The organism is Agromyces sp. NPDC056965 (assembly GCF_042673425.1).
In the GTDB taxonomy this organism is placed as follows: Bacteria; Actinomycetota; Actinomycetes; order Actinomycetales; family Microbacteriaceae; genus Agromyces.
This window is the reverse complement of sequence record NZ_JBHURI010000031.1, coordinates 14,910-35,467: the sequence shown is the minus strand read 5'-3', so window position 1 is coordinate 35,467 and position 20,558 is coordinate 14,910. Positions and strand designations below refer to the sequence as shown.

Annotated in this window: 29 protein-coding genes, 1 tRNA gene and 1 pseudogene; 25 read left to right on the top strand and 6 right to left on the bottom strand. The window is 66.3% G+C overall.

What is annotated here, in order from left to right; genetic code table 11:
- Nucleotides 1–85: 85 nt before the first annotated feature.
- Entirely contained in the window at nt 86–952 is an 867-nt protein-coding gene (locus ACFTQE_RS09945; protein WP_376924902.1) for an LLM class flavin-dependent oxidoreductase, read from the top strand.
- A gap of 50 nt (nt 953–1,002) precedes the next feature.
- Here the strand turns inward: ACFTQE_RS09945 and ACFTQE_RS09940 are convergent, their stop codons facing one another.
- From ACFTQE_RS09940 to ACFTQE_RS09930, 3 genes are all read right to left on the bottom strand, one after another.
- Nucleotides 1,003–1,152 (bottom strand): hypothetical protein, encoded by a 150-nt coding sequence (locus tag ACFTQE_RS09940; RefSeq protein WP_376924901.1) that lies wholly within the window; start codon nt 1,150–1,152, stop codon nt 1,003–1,005.
- A gap of 82 nt (nt 1,153–1,234) precedes the next feature.
- A tRNA-Leu gene (locus ACFTQE_RS09935) sits at nt 1,235–1,316 on the bottom strand.
- Between the two features lie 15 nt (nt 1,317–1,331).
- The gene (locus ACFTQE_RS09930) at nt 1,332–2,609 is read right to left on the bottom strand and encodes an acyltransferase (RefSeq protein WP_376924900.1); all 1,278 of its coding nucleotides are present in this window, start codon (nt 2,607–2,609) and stop codon (nt 1,332–1,334) included.
- 141 nt (nt 2,610–2,750) lie between these two features.
- On the opposite strand from ACFTQE_RS09930, the gene ACFTQE_RS09925 reads away from it, so the two are divergent.
- On the top strand, nt 2,751–3,101 hold the full coding sequence (locus tag ACFTQE_RS09925) for a hypothetical protein (RefSeq protein ID WP_376924899.1): 351 nt from the start codon (nt 2,751–2,753) through the stop codon (nt 3,099–3,101).
- On the opposite strand, the gene ACFTQE_RS09920 is transcribed toward ACFTQE_RS09925, so the two are convergent.
- The gene (locus ACFTQE_RS09920) at nt 3,056–4,156 is read right to left on the bottom strand and encodes a tyrosine-type recombinase/integrase (protein WP_376924898.1); all 1,101 of its coding nucleotides are present in this window, start codon (nt 4,154–4,156) and stop codon (nt 3,056–3,058) included. The genes ACFTQE_RS09925 and ACFTQE_RS09920 overlap by 46 nt on opposite strands.
- On the bottom strand, nt 4,134–4,748 hold the full coding sequence (locus tag ACFTQE_RS09915) for a helix-turn-helix domain-containing protein (protein ID WP_376924897.1): 615 nt from the start codon (nt 4,746–4,748) through the stop codon (nt 4,134–4,136). Before ACFTQE_RS09915 ends, ACFTQE_RS09920 begins: the two co-directional genes overlap by 23 nt.
- Nucleotides 4,749–4,840: 92 nt before the next feature.
- Here ACFTQE_RS09915 and ACFTQE_RS09910 point away from each other — a divergent pair, with 92 nt between their 5' ends.
- The 9 genes from ACFTQE_RS09910 to ACFTQE_RS09870 all read left to right on the top strand — a co-directional run bounded on the left by ACFTQE_RS09910 (nt 4,841) and on the right by ACFTQE_RS09870 (nt 11,857).
- The gene (locus ACFTQE_RS09910) at nt 4,841–5,032 is read left to right on the top strand and encodes a helix-turn-helix domain-containing protein (RefSeq protein WP_376924896.1); all 192 of its coding nucleotides are present in this window, start codon (nt 4,841–4,843) and stop codon (nt 5,030–5,032) included.
- Between the two features lie 114 nt (nt 5,033–5,146).
- On the top strand, nt 5,147–5,485 hold the full coding sequence (locus ACFTQE_RS09905; protein WP_376924895.1) for a hypothetical protein: 339 nt from the start codon (nt 5,147–5,149) through the stop codon (nt 5,483–5,485).
- Between the two features lie 74 nt (nt 5,486–5,559).
- Nucleotides 5,560–6,270, top strand: coding sequence for a helix-turn-helix domain-containing protein (locus ACFTQE_RS09900; protein ID WP_376924894.1), 711 nt, complete (start codon nt 5,560–5,562; stop codon nt 6,268–6,270).
- 258 nt (nt 6,271–6,528) lie between these two features.
- On the top strand, nt 6,529–6,798 hold the full coding sequence (locus ACFTQE_RS09895; RefSeq protein ID WP_376924893.1) for a hypothetical protein: 270 nt from the start codon (nt 6,529–6,531) through the stop codon (nt 6,796–6,798).
- Nucleotides 6,795–7,196 carry a helix-turn-helix domain-containing protein gene (locus ACFTQE_RS09890; protein WP_376924892.1) on the top strand — a complete coding sequence of 134 codons (402 nt, stop codon included), beginning with the start codon at nt 6,795–6,797 and terminating at the stop codon, nt 7,194–7,196. The genes ACFTQE_RS09895 and ACFTQE_RS09890 overlap by 4 nt, the downstream gene beginning before the upstream one ends.
- 10 nt (nt 7,197–7,206) lie before the next feature.
- Nucleotides 7,207–8,484: a phage major capsid protein gene (locus ACFTQE_RS09885; RefSeq protein WP_376924891.1), complete on the top strand. Its 1,278-nt coding sequence runs from the start codon at nt 7,207–7,209 to the stop codon at nt 8,482–8,484.
- Between the two features lie 343 nt (nt 8,485–8,827).
- Entirely contained in the window at nt 8,828–10,648 is a 1,821-nt protein-coding gene (locus tag ACFTQE_RS09880; protein ID WP_376924890.1) for a hypothetical protein, read from the top strand.
- A 36-nt stretch (nt 10,649–10,684) separates the two neighbouring features.
- Nucleotides 10,685–11,230, top strand: coding sequence for a hypothetical protein (locus ACFTQE_RS09875; protein ID WP_376924889.1), 546 nt, complete (start codon nt 10,685–10,687; stop codon nt 11,228–11,230).
- Nucleotides 11,231–11,383: 153 nt separating this feature from the next.
- Nucleotides 11,384–11,857 carry a hypothetical protein gene (locus tag ACFTQE_RS09870; RefSeq protein WP_376924888.1) on the top strand — a complete coding sequence of 158 codons (474 nt, stop codon included), beginning with the start codon at nt 11,384–11,386 and terminating at the stop codon, nt 11,855–11,857.
- Here the strand turns inward: ACFTQE_RS09870 and ACFTQE_RS09865 are convergent.
- On the bottom strand, nt 11,854–12,030 hold the full coding sequence (locus tag ACFTQE_RS09865) for a hypothetical protein (RefSeq protein WP_376924887.1): 177 nt from the start codon (nt 12,028–12,030) through the stop codon (nt 11,854–11,856). The two genes, ACFTQE_RS09870 and ACFTQE_RS09865, sit on opposite strands and share 4 nt — an antisense overlap.
- Before the next feature lie 141 nt (nt 12,031–12,171).
- Between ACFTQE_RS09865 and ACFTQE_RS09860 the strand changes: the two genes are divergently transcribed.
- The 14 genes and pseudogenes from ACFTQE_RS09860 to ACFTQE_RS09795 all read left to right on the top strand — a co-directional run bounded on the left by ACFTQE_RS09860 (nt 12,172) and on the right by ACFTQE_RS09795 (nt 20,530).
- A complete protein-coding gene (locus ACFTQE_RS09860; protein WP_376924886.1) occupies nt 12,172–12,399 on the top strand; it encodes a helix-turn-helix domain-containing protein in 228 nt (75 codons plus the stop codon).
- 129 nt (nt 12,400–12,528) lie between these two features.
- A pseudogene (locus tag ACFTQE_RS09855) lies at nt 12,529–13,518 on the top strand (CpaF family protein); the annotation flags it as partial.
- Nucleotides 13,515–14,384: a type II secretion system F family protein gene (locus ACFTQE_RS09850; RefSeq protein WP_376924885.1), complete on the top strand. Its 870-nt coding sequence runs from the start codon at nt 13,515–13,517 to the stop codon at nt 14,382–14,384. The pseudogene ACFTQE_RS09855 and the gene ACFTQE_RS09850, both read left to right, overlap by 4 nt.
- Nucleotides 14,372–15,325 (top strand): type II secretion system F family protein, encoded by a 954-nt coding sequence (locus ACFTQE_RS09845; protein ID WP_376924884.1) that lies wholly within the window; start codon nt 14,372–14,374, stop codon nt 15,323–15,325. The genes ACFTQE_RS09850 and ACFTQE_RS09845 overlap by 13 nt, the downstream gene beginning before the upstream one ends.
- Nucleotides 15,326–15,385: 60 nt before the next feature.
- Nucleotides 15,386–15,553: a hypothetical protein gene (locus ACFTQE_RS09840; protein WP_376924883.1), complete on the top strand. Its 168-nt coding sequence runs from the start codon at nt 15,386–15,388 to the stop codon at nt 15,551–15,553.
- 29 nt (nt 15,554–15,582) lie between these two features.
- On the top strand, nt 15,583–15,981 hold the full coding sequence (locus ACFTQE_RS09835; protein ID WP_376924882.1) for a TadE/TadG family type IV pilus assembly protein: 399 nt from the start codon (nt 15,583–15,585) through the stop codon (nt 15,979–15,981).
- Nucleotides 15,956–16,423 (top strand): hypothetical protein, encoded by a 468-nt coding sequence (locus ACFTQE_RS09830; RefSeq protein ID WP_376924881.1) that lies wholly within the window; start codon nt 15,956–15,958, stop codon nt 16,421–16,423. The genes ACFTQE_RS09835 and ACFTQE_RS09830 overlap by 26 nt, the downstream gene beginning before the upstream one ends.
- Nucleotides 16,423–16,881, top strand: a complete 459-nt coding sequence (locus ACFTQE_RS09825) for a pilus assembly protein TadG-related protein (protein ID WP_376924913.1) — start codon at nt 16,423–16,425, stop codon at nt 16,879–16,881. The genes ACFTQE_RS09830 and ACFTQE_RS09825 overlap by 1 nt, the downstream gene beginning before the upstream one ends.
- Before the next feature lie 18 nt (nt 16,882–16,899).
- Nucleotides 16,900–17,289 (top strand): hypothetical protein, encoded by a 390-nt coding sequence (locus ACFTQE_RS09820; RefSeq protein WP_376924880.1) that lies wholly within the window; start codon nt 16,900–16,902, stop codon nt 17,287–17,289.
- A 199-nt stretch (nt 17,290–17,488) separates the two neighbouring features.
- The gene (locus ACFTQE_RS09815; protein WP_376924879.1) at nt 17,489–18,268 is read left to right on the top strand and encodes a hypothetical protein; all 780 of its coding nucleotides are present in this window, start codon (nt 17,489–17,491) and stop codon (nt 18,266–18,268) included.
- On the top strand, nt 18,265–18,846 hold the full coding sequence (locus ACFTQE_RS09810) for a hypothetical protein (protein ID WP_376924878.1): 582 nt from the start codon (nt 18,265–18,267) through the stop codon (nt 18,844–18,846). Before ACFTQE_RS09815 ends, ACFTQE_RS09810 begins: the two co-directional genes overlap by 4 nt.
- Nucleotides 18,843–19,760: a hypothetical protein gene (locus ACFTQE_RS09805; RefSeq protein WP_376924877.1), complete on the top strand. Its 918-nt coding sequence runs from the start codon at nt 18,843–18,845 to the stop codon at nt 19,758–19,760. The genes ACFTQE_RS09810 and ACFTQE_RS09805 overlap by 4 nt, the downstream gene beginning before the upstream one ends.
- Nucleotides 19,761–19,832: 72 nt before the next feature.
- The gene (locus tag ACFTQE_RS09800; protein ID WP_376924876.1) at nt 19,833–20,231 is read left to right on the top strand and encodes a PPOX class F420-dependent oxidoreductase; all 399 of its coding nucleotides are present in this window, start codon (nt 19,833–19,835) and stop codon (nt 20,229–20,231) included.
- Nucleotides 20,228–20,530, top strand: coding sequence for a hypothetical protein (locus ACFTQE_RS09795; RefSeq protein ID WP_376924875.1), 303 nt, complete (start codon nt 20,228–20,230; stop codon nt 20,528–20,530). The genes ACFTQE_RS09800 and ACFTQE_RS09795 overlap by 4 nt, the downstream gene beginning before the upstream one ends.
- Nucleotides 20,531–20,558: the final 28 nt, after the last annotated feature.

Here is a 20,558-nt window from a genome sequence, read left to right as displayed (position 1 = left end):
CGCACCTGAGCGCCTGACACGAATGTCCGGTTCCGTGAGCCGAAGATGACCGCGGATGTCGGTGGCCGACCGTACGCTCGGTCGCATGCGACACGGCTTCATCTACACGGGCAGTGATCCGAGCCTCGCGGTCGAGCTGGCGCAGCTCGCCGAGGCATCCGGCTGGCACGGGTTCTTCGTCTGGGAGGGCATCTGGGCGACCGACCCCTGGTCGACGCTCGCGGCGGCCGCGATGGTGACGGAGCGCATCAAGCTCGGCACGATGCTGACGCCGGTGCCGCGCCGCCGGCCATGGGAGCTCGCAGGCCAGACCATGACGGTCGACCGGCTCTCGGGCGGCCGCGTCATCCTCTCGGCGGGCCTCGGCGTCTCCGAGGCCGAGCCTCGCTTCTGGATCTTCGAAGACGACCCCGGGCGGAGGCAGCGCGCCGAACTGCTCGACGAGTCGCTCGAGCTGATGCAGCAGATGTGGCGAGCCGAGCCATTCGAGTTCGAAGGGCAGCACTACCGCGCGAAGCGCACCGACTCGATGCTGCCGCCCGCGATCGTGCAGCAGCCCCGCATTCCCACCTGGGTCGTCGGGCTCTGGCCGCGGATGAAGTCGATGCGCCGGGTCGCTCGGTACGACGGGTGGATCCCGAACTACGCGCCCCCCGGCAACTCGCCTGAGAGCGCCGACGAGCAGACGCGCCTCTTCACCCCCGAGATTGCGGCCGAGGCGATCGCCTGGATCCGGGCCGAGCGCACCCGCCTGGGGATCGCCGATCGACCGTTCGACGTGATCCAGGAGGGCACGACGAGCGGCACCGATGCCGCGGCCGACGCCGCGATCGTGCGGCCGTGGGCCGAGGCCGGTGCCACGTGGTGGCTCGAGTCCGACTGGTCGGTGCCCGCCGAGCGCATCGAGGCGTACGCGCGGGCGCGAATCACGGCAGGGCCGCCGTCGGCCTGACGCTCAGGGTCGGCCCGACGGTTCAGCGCCTGCCTGGGTTCGCCTGCGTCTCAGGCCGAGGTGTCGTCCTTCTTGATCTCGTTGCCGTCGGCGTCGTACTCGACCCATTCCTCGCTGATCTCGGGATCGAGAGATGCGGGGCGGTTGGGGTCGCGGTCGAGGCTCAGCGGCTCTTCGAGCGGGTCCACGAAATCGGTCATGTGTGTTCCTCCAGATGCGTCGGTGTTTCGACGCTAGCGCGACTGCCGACGCTTGGACAGGATTTCGCGTCGCCGCGCCGCGTGCGGAAGGTGGGACTTGAACCCACACGCCCGAAGGCACAGGAACCTAAATCCTGCGTGTCTGCCGATTTCACCACTCCCGCGAGTGCCCGATCAGTCTAGGCGTTGCGGGCAGGCCGGCTCCGGAGCAGCCAGAGGGCGATCGCGAGCGACAGCGCGCCGCCGATCGCGATCGGCAGGTCGAGGAAGAACTGCATCACGGCGAACGCCGGGAGGAACGTGAACGCGGCGGCGAGCCGGGTCGCCGGACCGCCAGGGCGGGTGAAGCCATCGGGGACGGCGGTCGATGCGGTCTCGAATCGCGCGAGCGGCATCGACACGAGCAGCACGAGGGCGAGCACGGAGACGAAGACGATGATTCGCGAGAACCACCAGGCTGCACTGCCCGGGGCGGGAGAGAGGGGCGGAACGAGCAGTGCAATGCCCGCGACCGCGATGATCACCGGGAGGTGCCAGAGGTAGATCGTCATGGCGCGGGAGCCGAGGAAGAAGACGCCCGCCTGCATGCGCCTGCCGCGCATGAGCGCGGCGAGGGGTCGGTGCACGAGGGAGAGCAGGCTCACCTGCGCGACGCCGAGCAGGGCGAGCGGCACGGTCGGCGGGTTGAGGTTCACGAGCATGTCGGGGGAGTACCACCCGGCGACCACGAGCCCGGCGAGGGCCGCGTACGCGATGGCGACGAGCCCGAGCAGCTGTGCGGGGCGACGCGCCCTGAACCAGCCGTCGGAGTACCAGAACCCGAGCTGCTGCACGAAGAACCAGACGAAGACGAGGTTCGCGAGACCGATCTCGTCGATGCCGGTGGCGATGCGCGCGGCGTCGACCAGCACGGCACCGGCGAACAGCACAAGCATGGTGCGGGCGGGTGCCGTCTCGTGCAGGCGAACCATCATCGGGGCGAACGACTGCGCGAGCAGGAACGCCCCGAGGAACCAGAGCGGGCTGCCGACGCCCGTGGCAACGGTGTCGAGCAACGCGGGGTCGACACCGGCGAGCGTCGCGGCGCCCAGGGCGACCGAGAAGAACAGGAAGAGGGGCAGCGCGGGTCGGGCGAGCCGCAGCACCCGGCCCCGCACGAAGTCGACCTGATCTCCGCCGCGTCGTTCGAGGCTGCGCCACGCGGTGAGCGCGGTGAAGCCGCCGAGGGCGAAGAACAGCGGCATGATCTGGCCCGCCCACGTCGCGGCCGCGAACCAGGGCTGGGCCTCGAGCGGGCGCGACGCGATGATCGCCCCGTTGGCGCCGATGCCGACGCCGATCATCAGCAGGTGGATGACCACTACGAGCAGCACGCAGGCGACGCGTGCGAGATCGACGACGAGATCGCGCTTCGCGATGGCCGCGCGCGCGACCTCCGAGTCGAGTGAGATGCTCATGCTGCCTCCGGGTCGGGTCAGCCGATTCTAGTGAGCGGCAGGGGCGGTTCCGGCACAGGTGGCGTCACCCGTGTCCGCGGCGCTCGCCGGCTTGTGGATAACTTCGGGGCGAGGCATCCGCTGCAACGCATGATGGGTGCCATGACCGACCCCGTGCGCACCATCGCCGACCGGGTGCGCACGCGGGTGCTGCGCGACGGCGTCGATCTCGCACGCGACGAGTCGGCAGCGGCCAGATACGCCCGTGAAGAGGTGCGGAGCTACAGCGAGCGTGCACTCTCGGGAGCGCACGCCCAGCTCGGCGACGAGCTCGGCACGACGCGCGACGTCGTCGCCTCGATCACGGGCTACGGACAGCTGCAGCCCTTCTTCGACGACCACGAGGTCGAGGAGATCTGGATCAACGCGCCCAATAGGCCGTTCATGCCCATATTTCCGGGGGAGTGCTACTCCCCAGTCCGCACACGGTCCGCAGGAAACCCGAACGACTGATCCATCAAGAACTGTGCCCCGGCTCGCGTGCGATCATCCGCAGACGGCCAAAGATGGCTGTACGTGTTCAGCGTGACGGTCGCGGTCTTGTGCCCAAGGGCTCGCTGAACGGTCACTACGTCGCAGCCTGACGCGATCAGCCCTGACGCGTAGTAGTGCCGCAGATCGTGAATGGTGACGCCCTCGACGCCGATCTTCATGCACAGTCGATCCCATGTGTAGGCATGCTTGCGCGGCAGCATCGGTGCACCGTCCATGCCGGGAAACAGCCACTCCTCGAGCCCGTAGACGCCCACCTCGCGGATATGGTCAGACAGCACGTTCAGTAGCCCGTCTGGAAGGTGCACAGTGCGCTCGGATCCGTACTTCGGTGGTCGGATCTCAAGCTCATGCCCTGGCTGCCGGTGCACCTGCCGCTCTACCTTGAGCGCGCGCCGCAGGAAATCGATGTCGGAGCGCCTGACGCCCGCCGCCTCACCAAGCCTCAGGCCGGCAAACGCGCACAACGCGATGAACGTCTTGAACCACTCGTCAGAGGCCTCATAGAGCGCCCCCACCGTGTCGGGTGCGGGAATTCGCATTGCGTGCTCGACGCGGCGTCTACGGGGCAACACAACCCCTGCTGAAGGGTCGGACGCGATCACCTTGTCGCGCACGGCGGCTCGCAGAACGGATCGCACGTTCTGCACGCGGGCGTGAACCGTGTTGGCCGCGAGGGTGGTCGCGAGCAGCTTGACCCAAGTCTCAACGTCAGACCGGCGAATCCTCTTCAACTCGATGTCGGCGAACGAACACGACCGCATCGAGAGTTCCATCGCGCGACGAGTGCCGGACTCCCACAACTGCCGTGCAGACCACTCCTCGAAGTACGAGCGCAACGTAAGGCGACCCGCATTCGGGTCCACATATGCTCCCGTAACGACTGCCGCGGTCACGGTGTCGAGCCACCGCTGTCCGTCTACCTTCCGGTCGAAGTGCCGCGCATGCTCTTTGCCGGCCGCATCGCGGTAGCGAGCTCGCCACTTGCCGTTCTCACGTTTCTGGATCGATGACATCGCTCATGTCCCGTTCTGCGAAGTTGCGGTAAGCGTCCCCAAAGACATCGAAGTACGGCGTCGGGCCTGTCGGCTCAGTCTCGTCGGGCGGTCCTGGATACTTCGCCTTGAGTTGGACGGATTCCCGCTCCGCTGCTCGCTCAATCGCGAGGATGTCATCCGGCGTGAGTCTCAGCAGTGATTCGAGATGGCTCGTCTCAACAGGAAGCGCCCTTCCGGTTTGGGCGAATCGGTCGGCCGTCCGCGCGAGTCGGCGTTGGCTTGACCGAAACGCGAGAAATGCCTGATGGACCTGTTGTTGAGCGCGTTCGACGGCATCCACGTCCTGCTTCACCACCACGCTGACCTCATCGCCGAGGAGGACACCCACGCTCACGCGGAGGATTTCTGCGAGCACCGCCGCCTCGGCCAGACGCAATGGCCGGTTACCTTTCTCGACGGCCCACACTGTGGCCTGCGACCACTTGTAGCCACGCTCACGCATCTCGTCGGCGAGTTCCTTCTGGGAGCGGTCTCCTCGAAGGCGGACCACGTTCTCGCCAACCTGGCGGTCGAGCGGGCTGGACTCCTCTTGCGATGTATCTCTGGCCACGGCTATAAGGTACACGCTCGGCTAGTTGCACACAACTAGAAACCGTGGTTTACTAGAATCCACAGTCAATCTCAACTAGGAACGGAGATATCATGACCGTTGCCCATCCCAACGCGATGTCGCTCCTCACACTCGAGGAAGCGGCGTCGGCGCTCCGCAAGTCGCCGGCGCAACTGCGCTGGATGCTCCACAACCGCACCGCGCCCAAGTCAGGGCTCATCGGCGGTCGGCGGATGTTCCGCGCTGCTGACATTCAGGCATACATCGACGCTGCATTCGACTGAACGATGCGCGAACCAATCGGGGCAGACCCCCAAAAGAAGAATGCCCGGCCAATGGGCTGCAACCCGGCCGGGCAAACAACGGAACCAAACCACTACGAAAGGAACCGCTGAATTATGTCTACATCAATCGTAAGCGACCGCAAAGCGACTCGGGCCAGTGCCAGCACTGAGACGCCGACTTCCCCTCACGCGTGGGCCGAGGGTGCACAGCGACTCCTCCAGCAATACGGAGTCGATCTCCCGACGCCCGATCTCGCCCCATTCGCCGAAGAGTGGGCAGACACGCTCACCTACTTCGTCCCGTGGTCGGTGAAGTTGGGCGTGTCGATGGAGATTGGCGCAGCACTCGATCTCTGCGGCGATCTGCGCGACCTGGCCGCCGGTCAGGGCACAGGCCGTGTGCTGCGTCGAAACATCGACCAGACGGCGCAACTCGCAGACCTCGAGAACTAGCCCCAACGGAACCCGAACGGGCGGCCCATTCCATCAGTGGTGGGTCGCCCTGGTGTTTCCGAGAGGGGGAACATATGGCCGCAAAATCGACCGGCTTCACGATGTTGCCGCACTGGCTCATCCGCAACCCGGAGTACCTGAGCGACAAGAACACGTTCCTTGTATACCTCGTTCTGCTCGACCACCGTGATCACCGAACCGGGCTCTGCAACCCGTCGATCAAGACGATCGGGAGCGAGTCACGAACTTCGGAGAAGACCGCACGGCGTGCGCTCAAATCACTCGAAGAGCTTGGGTTGATCGAGATCCAGCGACGGCCAAAGGCGAACGGCGACTGGCAGACGAACCGCTACAAAGTGGCGCTTCCTACTGCCGTCTTGCATCCCCCTACTGGCGTGGTGCCAGAAGGGGCTACTGGCGTGGTGGCCGACAAAGAAGAACCAATTACAAGTTCAACCAAAGAAGAAGATGTGAGGTCCAATTTCGGGGAAATCGGACGCGCAAGCCCTTTCAGCCATGACATCTATGACGATCGTGCAACTAGCCGTCAGCTCACGATGCTCCGCGATTACCACATTCATTGCTACAACGAACCGCCCAACGAATCTCGCGAGGAGCTGTGGCAGTCCATGAGCGTTCAGGACGCCAGTGACCTCATCGCCGCGTACCAGCGCGAGCTGCCCCGCCACGACGAATGGGAGGGCGCGGAGTCAGGCGACGAAGCGTACGAATTCCTGAGCGTCGATGGTCGCGAGTTCGCCGACAACTACGGACTACCCAGATGAAGGGATCACCGATGCGTACCCATGACATGGAGAAGATCGCATGAGGGGGGAGACAGCCTTCGCTGCCCTTCAAGAAGCAATGCAGACCACCCGTCCGCTGTGCCTCAACGACGAACGATTCGTCGCAGATGACCTCACACCGGGTGACCTCATCGAACTCAAGGAGACGTGCACTCTCTGCCCGTTGCAGACAGCTTGCGCCCTGTACGCCCGTGAAGGCCGGCCACAAGGCGGGTTCTGGGCTGGAAGGAAACGACCATGACCGACGACATCAGAACGATCGCACACGAAGCAGTCATGCGCGTCCTGGGACCGGCACTGAACGGCGACATCAGCGGCGGCATGGACACCCTCATCGACACCCTCAACCGATCCGACCTCGACGCTGTCGAACTCCGGTGGCACATCATCACGGCACTCGTCGAGATCATCGACGCCCAGATGGGCGACGTTCCCAGCGGAGACCGGCTGAGGTTCATCTACGCAGCCCAAGCCGAAATCCTCGCACTGGAAGCAGGAGAACGATGAGCTTCCGCCCGCCCGAACACCTCGTCCACGGGCTCGACGGTGCCGTTGCGATCCTCTCCGGGCGTGTCTGCTCGCTGCTGAACCACTACGCAGGCCTCGAGGAATTCCGACGCAAAGTCCGCGGCCAAGATCCACACCTGGACGCCGCATTGGTGGCAATGAACGTTGCCGCATTGCAGTGGCGTCGTTCCGCCACAGGCACCACCCGAGAAGCGCAGCCGGAACTGGCCTCAGAGTCAGAGTGGCTCTCCACCACGGAAGTAGCCGCCCAACTGTGGATGACCTCGCGAGGGGTTCGCAAAGCCATCACAGACGGTCGGCTCAGAGCCGAAACAGTGGCTGGGCGGTACCGCATCAGCCGTGAAGCGCTCGCCCACTACAAGGCGAGCAGGATCTAGGGGGCGGCAGATGAGCGAACTTCGCGATCGACTGCAGACGGAACGACAGCGCACGTGGAACCAGGCCAAGGCGCTCCTTGACCATGCCGAAGAGCAGAAGCGGGGTCTGACCGGAACTGAGGAAGCCGAGTATCGGGCGATCACCGCTGATCTCAACGTACTCGGTGAACGCATCAAGAAGATCGACGCTGACGAGCGGAACGACGCCGAGGCAAACGATGCGCTCCGCAACCTGATGGGCACCAAGGCCGCACGCGATTTCCGCAGCACCGAAGACCGCGAACTTGACACGAAGCTTCGACGCATCATCGATCACCGGTCGAACGAACCCATCGAGATCGACATCCCCGCCGAGGAGATGCGGTCGGGATTCCAGCCCGGCATTGAAAAGCGAGACCTTGCCACGACCAGCGGCAGCGGCCTGCTTGGGACGAGCTTCTACAGCATCTTGCAGCGCCACCTGGTCGAGACTTCATCGATTCTCTCCGCTGGTGCAACCGTGCTTCGTTCCGATACGGGCGAGCCGATCAAGATTCCGAAGAGCACCGCCTTCTCGACCGCAGCCATCGTGGCAGAAGGCGGCACCATCGCAGAGTCTGACCCCGGCCTCGGCACGATCACCCTCGGCGGATACAAGTACGCCTTCCGGGTGGAAGTGACCCACGAGCTTGCGAACGACTCCAACTTCGACCTGGTCGGACACCTCGCGAAGAACGCGGGCATCGCGATCGGAAATGGCTTTGGTGCCAACGCGATCACCGGTACCGGCACCGGCCAGCCCACCGGCATCTTGACCGGTGCAACCCTCGGCGTTACCGGCCCCACTGGCACTGCCACGTCGCTCGGTGCACAGACCACGGTGGGGCAGGGAGGCGACTTGCTGCACGACCTCGTCGCCTCGCTCGCGGAACCCTACGCGCGCTCTGCGGCAGCCGCCTGGTTGATGAAGAACAGCACCTTGAACATCATTCGGAAGCTGCGCGACAGCACCGGCAACTACGTGTTCAGCGCCGATGTCATCCCCGGATCGGGTTCGGCCGGCACGCTCCTGGGGCGCCCCGTCTACACAGACCCGACGATGCCCGCCATGGCTGCGAACGCGAAGTCGATCCTGTTCGGCGACATCAGCGCTTACTGGGTTCGTCAGGTCGGCGGACTTCGCTTCGAGCGCTCGGAAGACTTCGCCCACGACCGTGATGTGATCTCGTTCCGCGCGATCTCCCGCCTCGACAGCGCGCTCGTCGACACCACTGGTGCAGTCAAGTACTTCCAGAACAGCGCCACCTAGATCTGCGCGTCAACCGCACCTATCCGGGGTTCCTACGTGAACTCCTTACCCGGACAAGGACGGATGCGGGCAGAGCGACACTCACCCGCAGCGCGCACCACGGGGGTGCCCTCCATCACTGGAACGGCACCCCCACCCCTCGAGGAGACGCCATGCGACCACGCGATGCAGACCAAGACGAACTGTTCGCCCCGACCCCCCGCAGCCCATGGGCTGACGAAGACCACTGGGAGTCCTGGCCCAACGACGAATGACCCCGATTCTTTGGGCCAGCGATCGATGAAGACCGCGCCCTCTTCATTTATCTATCCCCGGCGTTTTTTTCCACAGAAGTAGGTGCCTCATGGCGACGAAGTCCCTGACGTTTGACATCTATGGTCGCGACAAGAACGCGTCGACGACCATCCGCAAGGTTGGTGACGAAGCTGACAACGTCGGGGGTCAGTTCAAACGCATGGGGGCTGTTGCGGCGGCGGGCCTTGCCGTGGCGGCTGCTGGCGCGATCAAGTTTGGTGCCGACTCGGTGAAGGCTTACGCGGAGGCAGAGCAGGCTCAGAGCCGCTTGGCGTACGCGTATGAGCAGTTCCCGGCCCTCGCGGACGTGAACATTGAGGCGATGCGCCGGCTCAACTCTGAGATGGCGAAGAAGACACGTTACGACGACGATGCCTTCGCCCTTGGTCAGGCGCAGCTTGCCCAGTATGGGTTGACTGGTCAGCAGATCATGGATCTGACGCCTTTGCTTGCGGACTATGCGGGCAAGACGGGTAAGGATCTGCCGTCTGCGGCTGAGGATCTGGGGAAGGCGCTGCTCGGTCAGGGGCGTGCGCTCAAGGACATCGGTATCGACTTCGAGGACACTGGTTCGGTTGCGGGGAATCTTGACGCGATCATGCAGGGATTGCGCACGCAGGTTGGTGGCTTCGCGGAGACGGACGCCACTACTGCGGCGGGCAAGCTTGACATTCTGCGGAACGCGTTCGGTGAGGTTCAGGAGAAGGTCGGCGAGTCGTTGATGCCGACCCTGGCCGACCTGGCTGACTGGATCAACGACGAGGGCATTCCGGCGCTCGAGGGGTTCCTTACTGCGATGGAGCTTGACGGTGCGGGGCCGGGTCTTGGCCCGTTGCTCCCGGATCAGGATCGGTTCCGCAAGGGCGACCAGCCCGACATGCGAACCGGCCCCTCTCGACTGTTCGGTCAGATCGGTGACGTCGGCGAGTGGTTCGCTGACGGGAACCTGTTCAACGGCACTGAGCTACAGAAGATCTGGGACTCCCTCGCAGACCACAAGGGCCTTCTCGGCGACTGGCTTCCGACTGGTGAGGAGTGGGGGCAGTACTGGCTCGACAACAAGACCATTTCGGTTCAGGGCATTGAGGGTGTCCGGGGCGGCATGGGTGGCGGGCTCACTGCAATGGGTGCGGATATGGATGTGTTCCGTTCCGCGACGGGTGCGAAGTTCGGTGGCACATGGATGGACGCGGACGGGCGCACTCGCTCTGGTGTGGGTGCGGTGGCTGCCTCGACGGGCAACGGTCTGCTCGACACGATGGGCCGCATTCTCGGGTTCTCTGGGCAAGTGGCCCCGCAGTTCGGTTCCGCGTGGGCTGGGGCCGACTCTGCGACGGCAGGCGGGTGGGGCAACATCGAACGCTCCACTGGTGCAGGTGTCGGCAAGGTCGGCACGAAGGTTGGGGAGATCCCCGGCGTCGTGAAGTCGCCGTTCGGTAATGCTGGGTCGTGGCTGTTTGGTGCGGGTGAGGACATTGTCTCGGGTCTGATTAACGGTCTTCGGGGGATGATCGGTGACGCTGCTGACACTGCGGCCCGGCTTGCTGCGGCGACGGTTAAGGCGGCGAAGGATGCGCTGGGTATTCATTCTCCGTCGAAGGTGTTCGAGGAGATCGGCACGTTCGTTGGTGCTGGCTTCGACAAGGGGCTTGAGTCTTCCATGCGAAACACGCGTTCCGTGGTCGAAGGGCTGGTCGCTGCTCCGTCGTCGATGTCGGTCAGCGGGCCTTCGGGTGCCGGGCTCGCAGCAGCATCAGTCGCTCCGGCTCCCGCGGAATACCACTTTCACATGCAGCCGATTCGAGACAATGATCCGCGCACGACTGCAATCCTTCTCGGGCGAGAGTTCGCACGCGCGGCAGCGAAATGACCGTACTCCGGGCACCTTCGCCCATAGGCTTCACTCGTGCGCATCGAGACACCTTGGCTTGAACAACCCTGGTGGGCCGGAGTACAGGGACTCCTAGCCGTCGTCGGCATTGTGGCAATCATTGTCGCAGTGGTCGACTTCATCCTTCGGCACAGCGAGTCGGCACCACGGGCAATGAGCTTCACTCTTGACCGCTCCGGAGTGGTTGAGAACGGTGTCACGAAGATCACCGTGACTGTTCGACCAATGGGTCCGCACCTCCTGTACGAGCCAGAAATCCGGGTATGGGGCTACACCGCATTTGACACCCCAGCGCTACCCCCAGTGCTCTCAGCGCACGATGACGCTGTTGAGATCGAAATGACGGTGCCAAAGGACAAGCTCGCAGAGACCTGGATCGGCGTTGTCTGGGTGGTGCCGAAACGCTGGGCGCCGCATGCCGCTGGTTCCCGCATTCAGGTGATCCCGAACCCCGACTATCAGTCATGGATGCTGTACAAGTGGAGATTCTGGCCTCGCCTGTTGTCGGGGAGATGGGTGACCATCGGAGAGAAAAAGCGCGGGCTGATGCACATTCCGTAGCTGACCTCGAGACGTTTTCAGAGAACAGCATCGACTAAGACCGCGCCCTCGATCATTTTTCTCCCCCCGAAGCACCTACCCCCATCGCACGCGAGAGGTGTTGTGCCATGGTGTTAGGGCAGCAACGCCGCTGCCTACACGGGGGGACTACCGATGGCTGACTATGAAGACGCGAAGAAGATCCAGGAAACCCTGTCGAAGGCGAACCAAAACTGGGGCGACGGCAAGTTGTTCGCCGTCACGGACATCTACTTGCGCGGAACTGTTACCTCGCGGATTGCGTACATCTTGGACGGTCGGGACATCGACTACGTCACCGTCGACATGACGGCCGGCGAGGACGAATTCCGGATTTTGCTGTTCACTGAGGGCCTTCTGTTCGACGTGACCTACTCGAAGGTTCAAGGAGTCCTCATCACCGCGACACCGCTGTCCGCGCTGGAACGAGTTCGCATGGTTGACGGCCCGGACTATTTGCGCAGTGAGACCGAAGACGTTCTGGCGAGAGCAGTAGTGACGATCGACGGCGAAGAACTACTACTGCCGGCAGATGGCTCCACCAGTGCGAACGCCACGAAGTTCCATGAGTTCCTGCCCCGCCTGGTCGAACGTCTAGCTGATCACTAGGCCTCCGGTAGCAATTCGAGGAAGACCTCATAGTCTGCGGCGAGAACCAACGGGGTCTTGCCGAGTCGCTTCGCCGGCAGTTTGTTGTCACGGATGAGCCCCCGGATGTACTCTTTCGACTTGCCCGTCTCTTCTGCGATCGCTTCTACCGTGTATGCGTGACGTAGGTTCATGGGCCGATTCTCGCGGTTCGAAAGGTGCATTTGCGCCTTCGACGTAACACTCGGGCCGAGAATTGGTGTGTACACCAACTTTCGTTGTGACGAGCCAAACTCGACGTAACAAACGCGGCGCACTGTGGACGATTGAGTCCCATGAGCGATGAACGCGCGTTGACCGTGAAGGAACTTGCTGAGCACTTTGGAGTGCACCCGTCGACGATCTACGTCAAGGCGAATGGTGGTGACATCCCAGCATTCCGGATAGGACGATCCTGGCGGTTCTACCTGTCGGAAGTGAAGGCGCATCTCGATCGTCCCGTCGACCCATGGGCGCTGCCATCGCAGTCACGACAGTCGCTCGGACGCAAGCGAAAGCCTTGATCCCGTTCGGCCCAGTCCGCAGCGAGTCCGCAAGAGTCCCGAAATAGGGCACTCTCATCCAACTGCCGACAATGGCAGGAAGCCCGGAATCGTGCGGCAGACAACCCTGCGCAACTACCCCCAACCACCATTCGGGCAATCTGGATCAATGCGCCGACGAAAGTGTTCGTCGCCCGACAGGGGGTGGCCGAGCTCACGACGGTCGTGCTGTCGGATGGCGAGGTGCGGGAGCTCGTCGAGCGGATGCTGCAGCACTCGGGCCGACGCGTCGACCTCTCGTCGCCGTTCGTCGATGCGACGCTGCCCGACGGCTCTCGTCTCCACGTCGCGATTCCCGACGTGGCGCGATCGCACTGGAGCGTGAACGTCCGCAAGTTCCAGCGCCGCATCCGATCGCTGGGTGCACTCGTCGAGCTCGGCTCGCTGACTCCGCACGCCTCCGAGTTCCTCCGGATGGGCGTGCTCGCCGGAGCCAACATCCTCGTGTCGGGTGCGACGCACACCGGCAAGACCACGATGCTGAACGCGCTCGTCTCCGCCGCTCGTTCGAGCGATCGAGTGGTCACGGTGGAGGAGACCTTCGAACTCGACCTCGACGTGCGCGACCTCGTTGCGTTGCAGTGCCGTCAGCCGAGCCTCGAGGGCACCGGTGAGATCACGTTGCGCCGCCTCATCAAAGAGGCGCTCCGCATGCGGCCCGACCGCCTCATCGTGGGCGAGGTGCGTGAGGCGGAGAGCCTCGACCTGCTCATCGCACTCAACTCCGGGCTGCCCGGAATGTGCACGATCCACGCGAATTCGGCGCGCGACGCGCTCGCGAAGCTCTGCACCCTGCCGCTCCTCGCGGGTCGCAACATCGACTCGGCGTTCGTCGTGCCCACGGTTGCGAGCTGCATCGACATCGTCGTGCATCTCACGATCGATCGCGACGGCCACCGACGGGTCGCCGAGATCACGGCACCGACCGGCGGATGCACCGGGGCCGCAGCCGACGCGGACGCGATCTTCGTCACTCGCGATGGAGCGCTGATCGCGACGGGCGCCGCGCCCGCACGACTCGAGAAGTACCGGGCCGTCGGACTCGACCCCGACATCGTGCTCTCGGCGGCGGCCCGATGAGTGAGAGTCTCGTGCTCGGTGCGCTCCTCGGGCTCGGCGTGCTCCTGGCCTTCTCTCCGCTGATCTGGCCGGCGAGGGTAGAGCTCGGCCGAGGCCGCAGAGCAGCCGCGAGCCGGATCGGCGACGAGCTCGCGCTCTCGGGACTCGCCGGGGTGCCGATCGCGGTGATCGTGATCGTCGCAGCGCTGCTCGCGCTCGTGGCGGGTGCGATCGCGCACGCGGTCTTCCTGGTTCCCGTGCTCACGATCGTGGCGACCGCGCTGGGCGCCCTGCTCGTGCCGCTCCTCGTGCATGCGCGCGCCACCCGTCGTCGAGCGGCCAATCGCGCAGTCTGGCCCGACGTCGTCGACCACCTCGTGTCGTCGGTTCGAGCCGGCATGTCGCTTCCCGACAGCCTCGGTGCACTGGCGGTGCTCGGTCCGTCGTCGACGCGGGCCGCCTTCGCCGCGTTCGACGACGAGTATCGGCGCACCGGCAACTTCGGCGCGTGCCTCGACCGGCTGAAGGGGACGCTCGCCGACCCGGTCGCCGACCGCATCCTCGAGACATTGCGCATGGCCCGTGAGGTCGGTGGCACTGACGTGACCGCGGTTCTGCGTGGTCTGTCGGGGTACCTGCGCGAGGACGCGGCGCTTCGAGCCGAGGTCGTCGCGCGGCAGTCCTGGATCCGCAATGCCGCGCGACTCGGGGTCGCAGCGCCGTGGCTCCTCCTCCTCGTGCTCGCGTCTCGGCCCGAGGCGATCGTCGCCTACGATTCCGCGGCCGGCGCGACCCTGATCATCGCCGGCGTGGTGGTGACGATCGTCGCCTATCAGGCGATGGTCGCCCTCGGACGCCTCCCGGAGGAGCGCCGATGGTTCCACTGAACAGCGTGCCCGCACTGGGACTCCTGTGCGGCGCCGTGCTCGGTCTCGGCCTCTGGCTCGTGCTGTCGACGGTGCCGCGAATCGGTCGTGCCCGGCTCGTCGACCGCGTGGCGCCGTACGTCGCCGACATCTCGGCCGAGGCACGCTCACTGCTCGCCCACCGCCCGGCAGACCCGACGCCGGTGCTCGGCCTGTTCGCGAGGCCGATCCTGCGAGCACTTCGCACCGCCGCCTCCGAGTGGCTCGGCGGTGCCGACGCGATCGCACGACGACTGCGCCAGGCAGGCTCGACCGCGTCGGTCGAGCGGTTCCGTGGTGAGCAACTCGCCTGGGGTGCCGGCGCCTTCGCAGCTGCCTCGGCGCTCGCGATCCTCGCCCCGACGTTCGGCGCGCTCCCCACCGTCGTGCGCGTCGCAGTGCCCTTCCTCGCGGCGGCCCTCGGTGCCGTCGTGCGCGATTGGGTGCTGCAGCGTGCCGCTCGTCGCCGACTCGCGCGCATCTCCGCCGAACTCCCGACCGTCCTCGAGTTCCTCACGCTGAGCCTCACGGCCGGCGAGGGCATGCTCGACGCGATCCGTCGAGTCGCCCGCCTCGGCAACGGCGCAGGAGTGCTGCCGACCGAGTTCGCGGCAACCGTCGCCTCCGTCGGCACGGGAGTACCGCTCGGGCAGGCGCTCGCGCGGCTCCGCGACGACCTCGATCATCCTGCGCTCTCGCGGGCGCTCGACCAGGTGCTCGGCGCCCTCGAGCGCGGCGCGCCCCTCTCGGCGGTGCTCAGGTCTCAGGCGGGCGACGCCCGCGATGAGGCGAAGCGCACGATCATCGAGCAGGCGGGCCGCAAAGAGGTGGCGATGCTCGTTCCCCTCATCTTCCTGATCCTGCCCGTGACGATCGCGTTCGCGTTGTTTCCCGGGTATCTCGTTCTGCAGGCGGGCTTCTGATGGCCCGCGACGAGACCGAACGCATCTCTCCGCACTCCGACGAAGACGAAAGGGAATCACATGCGCAATCCGATGAAGCAGCGGTTCGAGGACGAACGGGGAGACGTGCCCGGCTGGGTGCTGATCACGCTCATGACCGCTGGGCTCGTCATCGTCATCTGGGGTCTGGCAGGTCCGGCGCTCTCGGGAGTCTTCGATCAGGCGATCAGTCGCGTCCTCGGCGTCTGAGCCGACAGTGCGATGCCCTCGGCCGCTCGGTGGGGCGATTCCGGGCGATCGCGAGTGAGGAACGCGGCTCGGCCGTCGCCGAGTTCACTCTCGTCGGCATCCTCATCACCGTGCTCGCGCTCGCCGTCGTCCAGCTCGCCCTCGCCCTCCACGTGCGCAACACCGTGCTCGATGCGGCCGCGGAGGGCGCTCGATACGCTGCGCTCGCCGGGTCGAGCGAGGGGGCGGGCATCGCGCGCACACGCGAGCTGATCGGGATGGCCGTCTCGGCCGACTACGCCGACGACATCGAAGCGGGCGTCAGTACCGTCGACGGCGTCGCGATGGTGTCGGTGACGGTGCGGGCGCCGCTGCCCGTCGTCGGACTCCTCGGCGTCGACCGGGCTCTGGAGGTGACCGGGCATGCTGCGCTCGAGACTCTCGAGTGACGAGGGGTCCGCCTCGCTCGAGTTCCTGACCGTCGGCATGATCCTGCTCGTGCCGCTCGTCTACCTCGTGCTCGCCATGTCGGCCATCCAGGGCGGTGCACTCGCCGTCGAGGGTGCGGCGAGACAGGCCGCGAGGGTTGCGGTGCGTGCTGCCGACGCCGAGGCGGCGGATGCGGCGGTGCAGCGCGCTGTGCGGATCGCGCTCGACGACTACGGGGTCGACGCCGACGCGGCATCCGTCTCGGTGTCGTGCACCCCCTCGGGTGATTGTCTGGCCGCCGGGGAGCGCGTGCAGGTGACGGTCACGGCGAGCGTGCCCCTGCCACTCGTGCCCGACGTGCTCGCGCTCCACCAGGCGGCGAGCGTGCCGCTCGAAGCGAGTGCGACGCAGACGGTCTCGCGCTTCGCCGCCGGGCGCGACGGTGCGGGGAGCGGCCCGTGATGCGTCTCGGCAGGGGCCGGGCCGAACACGACAGCGCCCGCGACGAGCAGGGATCGACGCTGCTGTTGACGATCTTCTACTGCGTGCTCGGGCTCACGCTCATCCTGGTCGTCGTGTCGGCGACCTCGCTCTACCTCGAACGGAAGCGACTGTTCACGCTCGCCGACGGCGCCGCGCTCGCCGCGGCGGAGGCGTGGAGTCTCGACGCCGTGCTGGTCGACGGTGACCGACTCTCGCTGGAGCTCGACTCGGCGGAGGTGCGGCAGGCCGCAGGCGGCTACCTCGCCGATGCGGTCCACGACCTGCACGATGTCGAACTCGTGCGCGCGGCGTCGGACGATAGCCAGAGCGCCACCGTCACGATGCGCGCCGTCTGGTACGCGCCGATCCACACCGATCTGCTGCCGCTCTCGGTGCCGATCGAGGTGACGGCGACCGCCCGATCTGTGTTCCACTAGTCGTGAGACGAGAGGGCGATGATGCGACGGATCGACGGTGACACGTTCGGACGCTGGAGCCTGCGGCTCGACGCCGCGTACTGCGCCGTGCTCGGAACGGCCGTCGCGCTCGCTGCCGGCTGGATCGCCCAGGGCGTCGCGCTGCCCCCGCTCGTGATCGCCGCCGCGGGAGTCGCGGTGATCGTGTGGGCCGGCGGCGTGCTGTGGATGCTCTCCCGGTTGCCCCTGCGTCGAGCGCTCGGCCTGGTCATGATCGCGAACGTGCTCGCCGCGCTCGCGGTCGGGTTCGTCTCGGCGACTGCGGCGACAGTGCTGATCGTCGTGGCGGTCATGACGGTGGCCGTCGACATCGCGCTCTTCGCCGCGAGCCAGGCGATTGCGTTGCGATCACTCCCGGCACGAGGCTGACGCCCGAACGAGCAGGCGACCGCCGACGGGCGATGAGACCGAGGGCCGTCGCGGCATCCGCTGCGTTCGTCGAACTCTTGACGCTGCACACCGTTGGGTCGAGAGTTGCTCATGGGGGAGACCCGGGATGACGCGGGCAGCCCCTGCTGTGCACGACCGACCGCTGGTCGGCGTGCGTTCCGATGGGTGGGAGGAACACATGACCGACACCGCAGCGACGCGGCAGGGCCTCACCGACGAGCAGCTGCAGGAGTTGCTGCCGTTGCTCGTCGAGTCCGACAGCATCGAACTCAAGCTCACCGTGCCGGACTCGGCCCTGCGGTCGACGGTGACAGCGCTCGGCATCGACCCGATCGACGCGCAGATCCGGCTCATCACGTTCTTCGACACCCCCGATCTCGCGCTCGACCGCGCCGGCGTCGTCGTTCGTGCGCGCCGAATCCAGGGGAAGGGCAACGACTCGGTGATCAAGCTCCGCCCGCTCGTGCCGTCGTCGCTGTCGGCGGAGCTTCGCAGTTCCGCGTCGTTCACCGTCGAGGTCGACGCGCTCCCCGGTGGCTTCGTCTGCTCGGGCTCGATGAAGGGCGAGCTGGGCCCGACCGACGTGCAAGCGGCGCTCCAGGGAGAACGGCCGCTGCGGAAGCTCTTCTCCAAGGAGCAGCGGGCGTTCTTCAGTGCGCACGCGCCCGACGGGATCACGCTCGACGACCTCTCGATCCTCGGCCCGATCTTCGTGCTCAAGGAGCGGTTCACCCCCGAAGGCCTGGGGCGTCGCATGGTCGCAGAGGTCTGGCTCTATCCCGACGGAGGTCGGATCGTCGAGCTCTCCACCCGCTGTCGAACGAACGAGGCGTTCCAGGTGGCGGCTGAGACACGTGCCTTCCTCGCCGGCCGGGGCATCGACCTCACCGCCGAGCAGCAGACGAAGACGCGGAAGGCGCTCGAGTACTTCGCATCGGCGCTGCGGGTCGGCGCATGACGATCACCCCGCGCTGGGAGTGGCGCACCTTCGGCGAGACCTTCGGACCCGCAGAGGAGCGCTTCGCCGCGCTGACACCGGCGAGGGTCGAGGAGAGCGATGAGACCTACCTGCTGTCGGTGCGCAGCGACGCCTCGGTGAAGGTGCGTGGCGGGCTGATGGACGTCAAGCACCTCGAAGCGGTGAACGACGACGGGCTCGAGCAGTGGCTCCCCATCCTGAAGGCGGAGTTCCCACTGACCAGCGCCGACGTCGTCACCGTGCTCGACGAGCTCGGGATGCCTCGACCGCAGCTCGACCGCCAGGAGTACACGCTCGACGAGCTGGTCGCAGAGGTCGTGCTCCCTCGCTCCGAACTCCGGGCGGTCGGCGTTCACAAGCGGCGGGCCAGATACACGGTCGGCGGTGCAATGGCCGAGCTCTCGGAACTGACGGCGGCAGGCCGTTCGACGCGCACGATCGCGGTCGAGATGGAGGATCCCGCCGTGGTGGTCGCTGCGGTCGCCGAGCTCGGGCTGGCCGACCGGCCGAACACCTGCATGGCTCGCGTGCTCAAGGTGATCGCGGGTGTGGGATGAGCGGCCGCAGGTTCGCCGTCATCGATGTCGGGACGAACTCGGTCAAGCTGCACATCGGCGAGCGGGCTCCCGACGGAACATGGCGCACGATCGTCGATCACGCGGAGGTCACGAGGCTCGGCGAGGGCCTCGACGAGACGGGCCGTCTGAGGCCCGAGCCGATCGCACGGACCGTCGACGCGATCGGGGCCATGGCGGCGGAGGCCGCGGGCCTCGGCGTCGAGGCGACCGCCGCCGTCGGGACGGCGGGGATGCGGATGGCGCCGAACGCCGAAGAACTCATCGCAGCGGTCCGTACGCGGTTCGGTGTCGAGATCGAGGTGATCCCGGGCGAGGACGAAGCCAGGCTCGCCTACGTCGCGGCGACGTCGGCGCTCGGCATCGCCGGAGGTGTCGTCGTGTTCGACACCGGAGGCGGCAGTTCGCAGTTCACGTTCGGGGCGCCCGGACGGATCGCGGAGCAGTTCAGCGTGAACGTCGGCGCCGCCCGGTTCACGGAACGGTTCGGTCTCGACCGGGCCGTGCCGCAGGCGACCGTCACCGCGGCACGTGACGCGATCGGCACGGAGCTCTCCCGCATCGACGGGCGCGAGGCCCCCGAGCTGGTCGTCGGGATGGGCGGGGGAGTCACCAACATGGCGGCGGTCAGCCTCGGGCTCGAGCCGTACGACCCGGAGGCGATCCAGGGGACCCGGCTCGACGTCGCCGAGATCGAGCGCCAGATCGAGCTCTATCGCACCCGGTCCGCCGATCAACGCCGTGAACTGACGGGGTTGCAGCCGAACCGCGCCGAGGTGATCCTCGCCGGCGCGTGCATCGTGCGGACGGTGCTCGAGAAGCTCGGCGTCGACTCGCTCGTCGTCAGCGATCGCGGCCTTCGGCACGGGGTGCTCGTCGAACGATTCGCGATGTGAGGGCGGTGCGGGGTATCGACGGACCGCGGTCCGGTGTTTCGCCGAGCATGCGGTGTGCGATTGACTGGAGGCATGACCGTCGAGATCTCAGACCACTTCGCCCGCATTCTCTCGTCGCCGGTGTTCGCGCACCTCGGCACCGTGCGGCCGAACGGCGAGGTGCAGGTCAACCCGATGTGGTTCGAGTTCGACCCCGAGACGCAGACGATCCGGTTCACGCACACCTCGAAGCGCGCGAAGTTCCGCAACCTCCAGGCAGACCCGCGCATGACGCTCGAGATGACCGACCCCGAGAACCCGCTCAAGTACGTCGAGGTGCGCGGGCGCCTCGTCGAGGCGCTGCCCGACCCCGAAGGGGCCATGTACGTGCGCCTCGGCAAGCGCTACGGCAACCCGAACGAGCAGGCGCCCGCCGACAAGGCCGACCGGGTCGTGCTCGTGATGGCGATCGAGAAGGTCAACGGGCGATGAGCAACGGGGCGGGGCGAAGTGCCGGCGGGTCGGGTCAGGCCGACGGGCGCCGCTACGCCTGGATCGCGATCATCGCCGTCGTGCTCGCCGCGTTGTCGTTGCTGACCCCCGCGCTCGCCGCGCTGCCGTTGTCGGCGCTCGCCGTGGTGCTGGGGCTCCGTGGTCGGCGCGAGGTGAAGAAGGACCCGACGCTCGTGGCGGGGTGGCTGTGGATCGGCGCCGTGACGGTCGGCGGGTTCGTGCTCGTCTTCCAGCTCATCCTCGTCGTGCTGTCGTTCGGCACCCCGACGGCGGCCTAGCCGGCGACGGGCTGAGCCGGCGCCGGCC

What these genes read in the sequence shown, in the direction of transcription:
- ACFTQE_RS09925 (WP_376924899.1), top strand. Translation starts at nt 2,751, where the DNA reads ATGACCGACCCCGTGCGCACCATCGCCGACCGGGTGCGCACGCGGGTG.
- ACFTQE_RS09815 (WP_376924879.1), top strand. Translation starts at nt 17,489, where the DNA reads ATGACCGACACCGCAGCGACGCGGCAGGGCCTCACCGACGAGCAGCTG.
- ACFTQE_RS09890 (WP_376924892.1), top strand. Translation starts at nt 6,795, where the DNA reads ATGAGCTTCCGCCCGCCCGAACACCTCGTCCACGGGCTCGACGGTGCC.
- ACFTQE_RS09900 (WP_376924894.1), top strand. Translation starts at nt 5,560, where the DNA reads ATGGCCGCAAAATCGACCGGCTTCACGATGTTGCCGCACTGGCTCATC.
- ACFTQE_RS09830 (WP_376924881.1), top strand. Translation starts at nt 15,956, where the DNA reads ATGCTGCGCTCGAGACTCTCGAGTGACGAGGGGTCCGCCTCGCTCGAG.
- ACFTQE_RS09905 (WP_376924895.1), top strand. Translation starts at nt 5,147, where the DNA reads ATGTCTACATCAATCGTAAGCGACCGCAAAGCGACTCGGGCCAGTGCC.
- ACFTQE_RS09885 (WP_376924891.1), top strand. Translation starts at nt 7,207, where the DNA reads ATGAGCGAACTTCGCGATCGACTGCAGACGGAACGACAGCGCACGTGG.
- ACFTQE_RS09940 (WP_376924901.1), bottom strand. Translation starts at nt 1,152, where the DNA reads ATGACCGATTTCGTGGACCCGCTCGAAGAGCCGCTGAGCCTCGACCGC.
- ACFTQE_RS09895 (WP_376924893.1), top strand. Translation starts at nt 6,529, where the DNA reads ATGACCGACGACATCAGAACGATCGCACACGAAGCAGTCATGCGCGTC.
- ACFTQE_RS09910 (WP_376924896.1), top strand. Translation starts at nt 4,841, where the DNA reads ATGACCGTTGCCCATCCCAACGCGATGTCGCTCCTCACACTCGAGGAA.
- ACFTQE_RS09810 (WP_376924878.1), top strand. Translation starts at nt 18,265, where the DNA reads ATGACGATCACCCCGCGCTGGGAGTGGCGCACCTTCGGCGAGACCTTC.
- ACFTQE_RS09880 (WP_376924890.1), top strand. Translation starts at nt 8,828, where the DNA reads ATGGCGACGAAGTCCCTGACGTTTGACATCTATGGTCGCGACAAGAAC.
- ACFTQE_RS09860 (WP_376924886.1), top strand. Translation starts at nt 12,172, where the DNA reads ATGAGCGATGAACGCGCGTTGACCGTGAAGGAACTTGCTGAGCACTTT.
- ACFTQE_RS09930 (WP_376924900.1), bottom strand. Translation starts at nt 2,609, where the DNA reads ATGAGCATCTCACTCGACTCGGAGGTCGCGCGCGCGGCCATCGCGAAG.
- ACFTQE_RS09865 (WP_376924887.1), bottom strand. Translation starts at nt 12,030, where the DNA reads ATGAACCTACGTCACGCATACACGGTAGAAGCGATCGCAGAAGAGACG.
- ACFTQE_RS09805 (WP_376924877.1), top strand. Translation starts at nt 18,843, where the DNA reads ATGAGCGGCCGCAGGTTCGCCGTCATCGATGTCGGGACGAACTCGGTC.
- ACFTQE_RS09850 (WP_376924885.1), top strand. Translation starts at nt 13,515, where the DNA reads ATGAGTGAGAGTCTCGTGCTCGGTGCGCTCCTCGGGCTCGGCGTGCTC.
- ACFTQE_RS09920 (WP_376924898.1), bottom strand. Translation starts at nt 4,156, where the DNA reads ATGTCATCGATCCAGAAACGTGAGAACGGCAAGTGGCGAGCTCGCTAC.
- ACFTQE_RS09945 (WP_376924902.1), top strand. Translation starts at nt 86, where the DNA reads ATGCGACACGGCTTCATCTACACGGGCAGTGATCCGAGCCTCGCGGTC.
- ACFTQE_RS09870 (WP_376924888.1), top strand. Translation starts at nt 11,384, where the DNA reads ATGGCTGACTATGAAGACGCGAAGAAGATCCAGGAAACCCTGTCGAAG.
- ACFTQE_RS09795 (WP_376924875.1), top strand. Translation starts at nt 20,228, where the DNA reads ATGAGCAACGGGGCGGGGCGAAGTGCCGGCGGGTCGGGTCAGGCCGAC.
- ACFTQE_RS09845 (WP_376924884.1), top strand. Translation starts at nt 14,372, where the DNA reads ATGGTTCCACTGAACAGCGTGCCCGCACTGGGACTCCTGTGCGGCGCC.
- ACFTQE_RS09840 (WP_376924883.1), top strand. Translation starts at nt 15,386, where the DNA reads ATGCGCAATCCGATGAAGCAGCGGTTCGAGGACGAACGGGGAGACGTG.
- ACFTQE_RS09825 (WP_376924913.1), top strand. Translation starts at nt 16,423, where the DNA reads ATGCGTCTCGGCAGGGGCCGGGCCGAACACGACAGCGCCCGCGACGAG.
- ACFTQE_RS09820 (WP_376924880.1), top strand. Translation starts at nt 16,900, where the DNA reads ATGATGCGACGGATCGACGGTGACACGTTCGGACGCTGGAGCCTGCGG.
- ACFTQE_RS09800 (WP_376924876.1), top strand. Translation starts at nt 19,833, where the DNA reads ATGACCGTCGAGATCTCAGACCACTTCGCCCGCATTCTCTCGTCGCCG.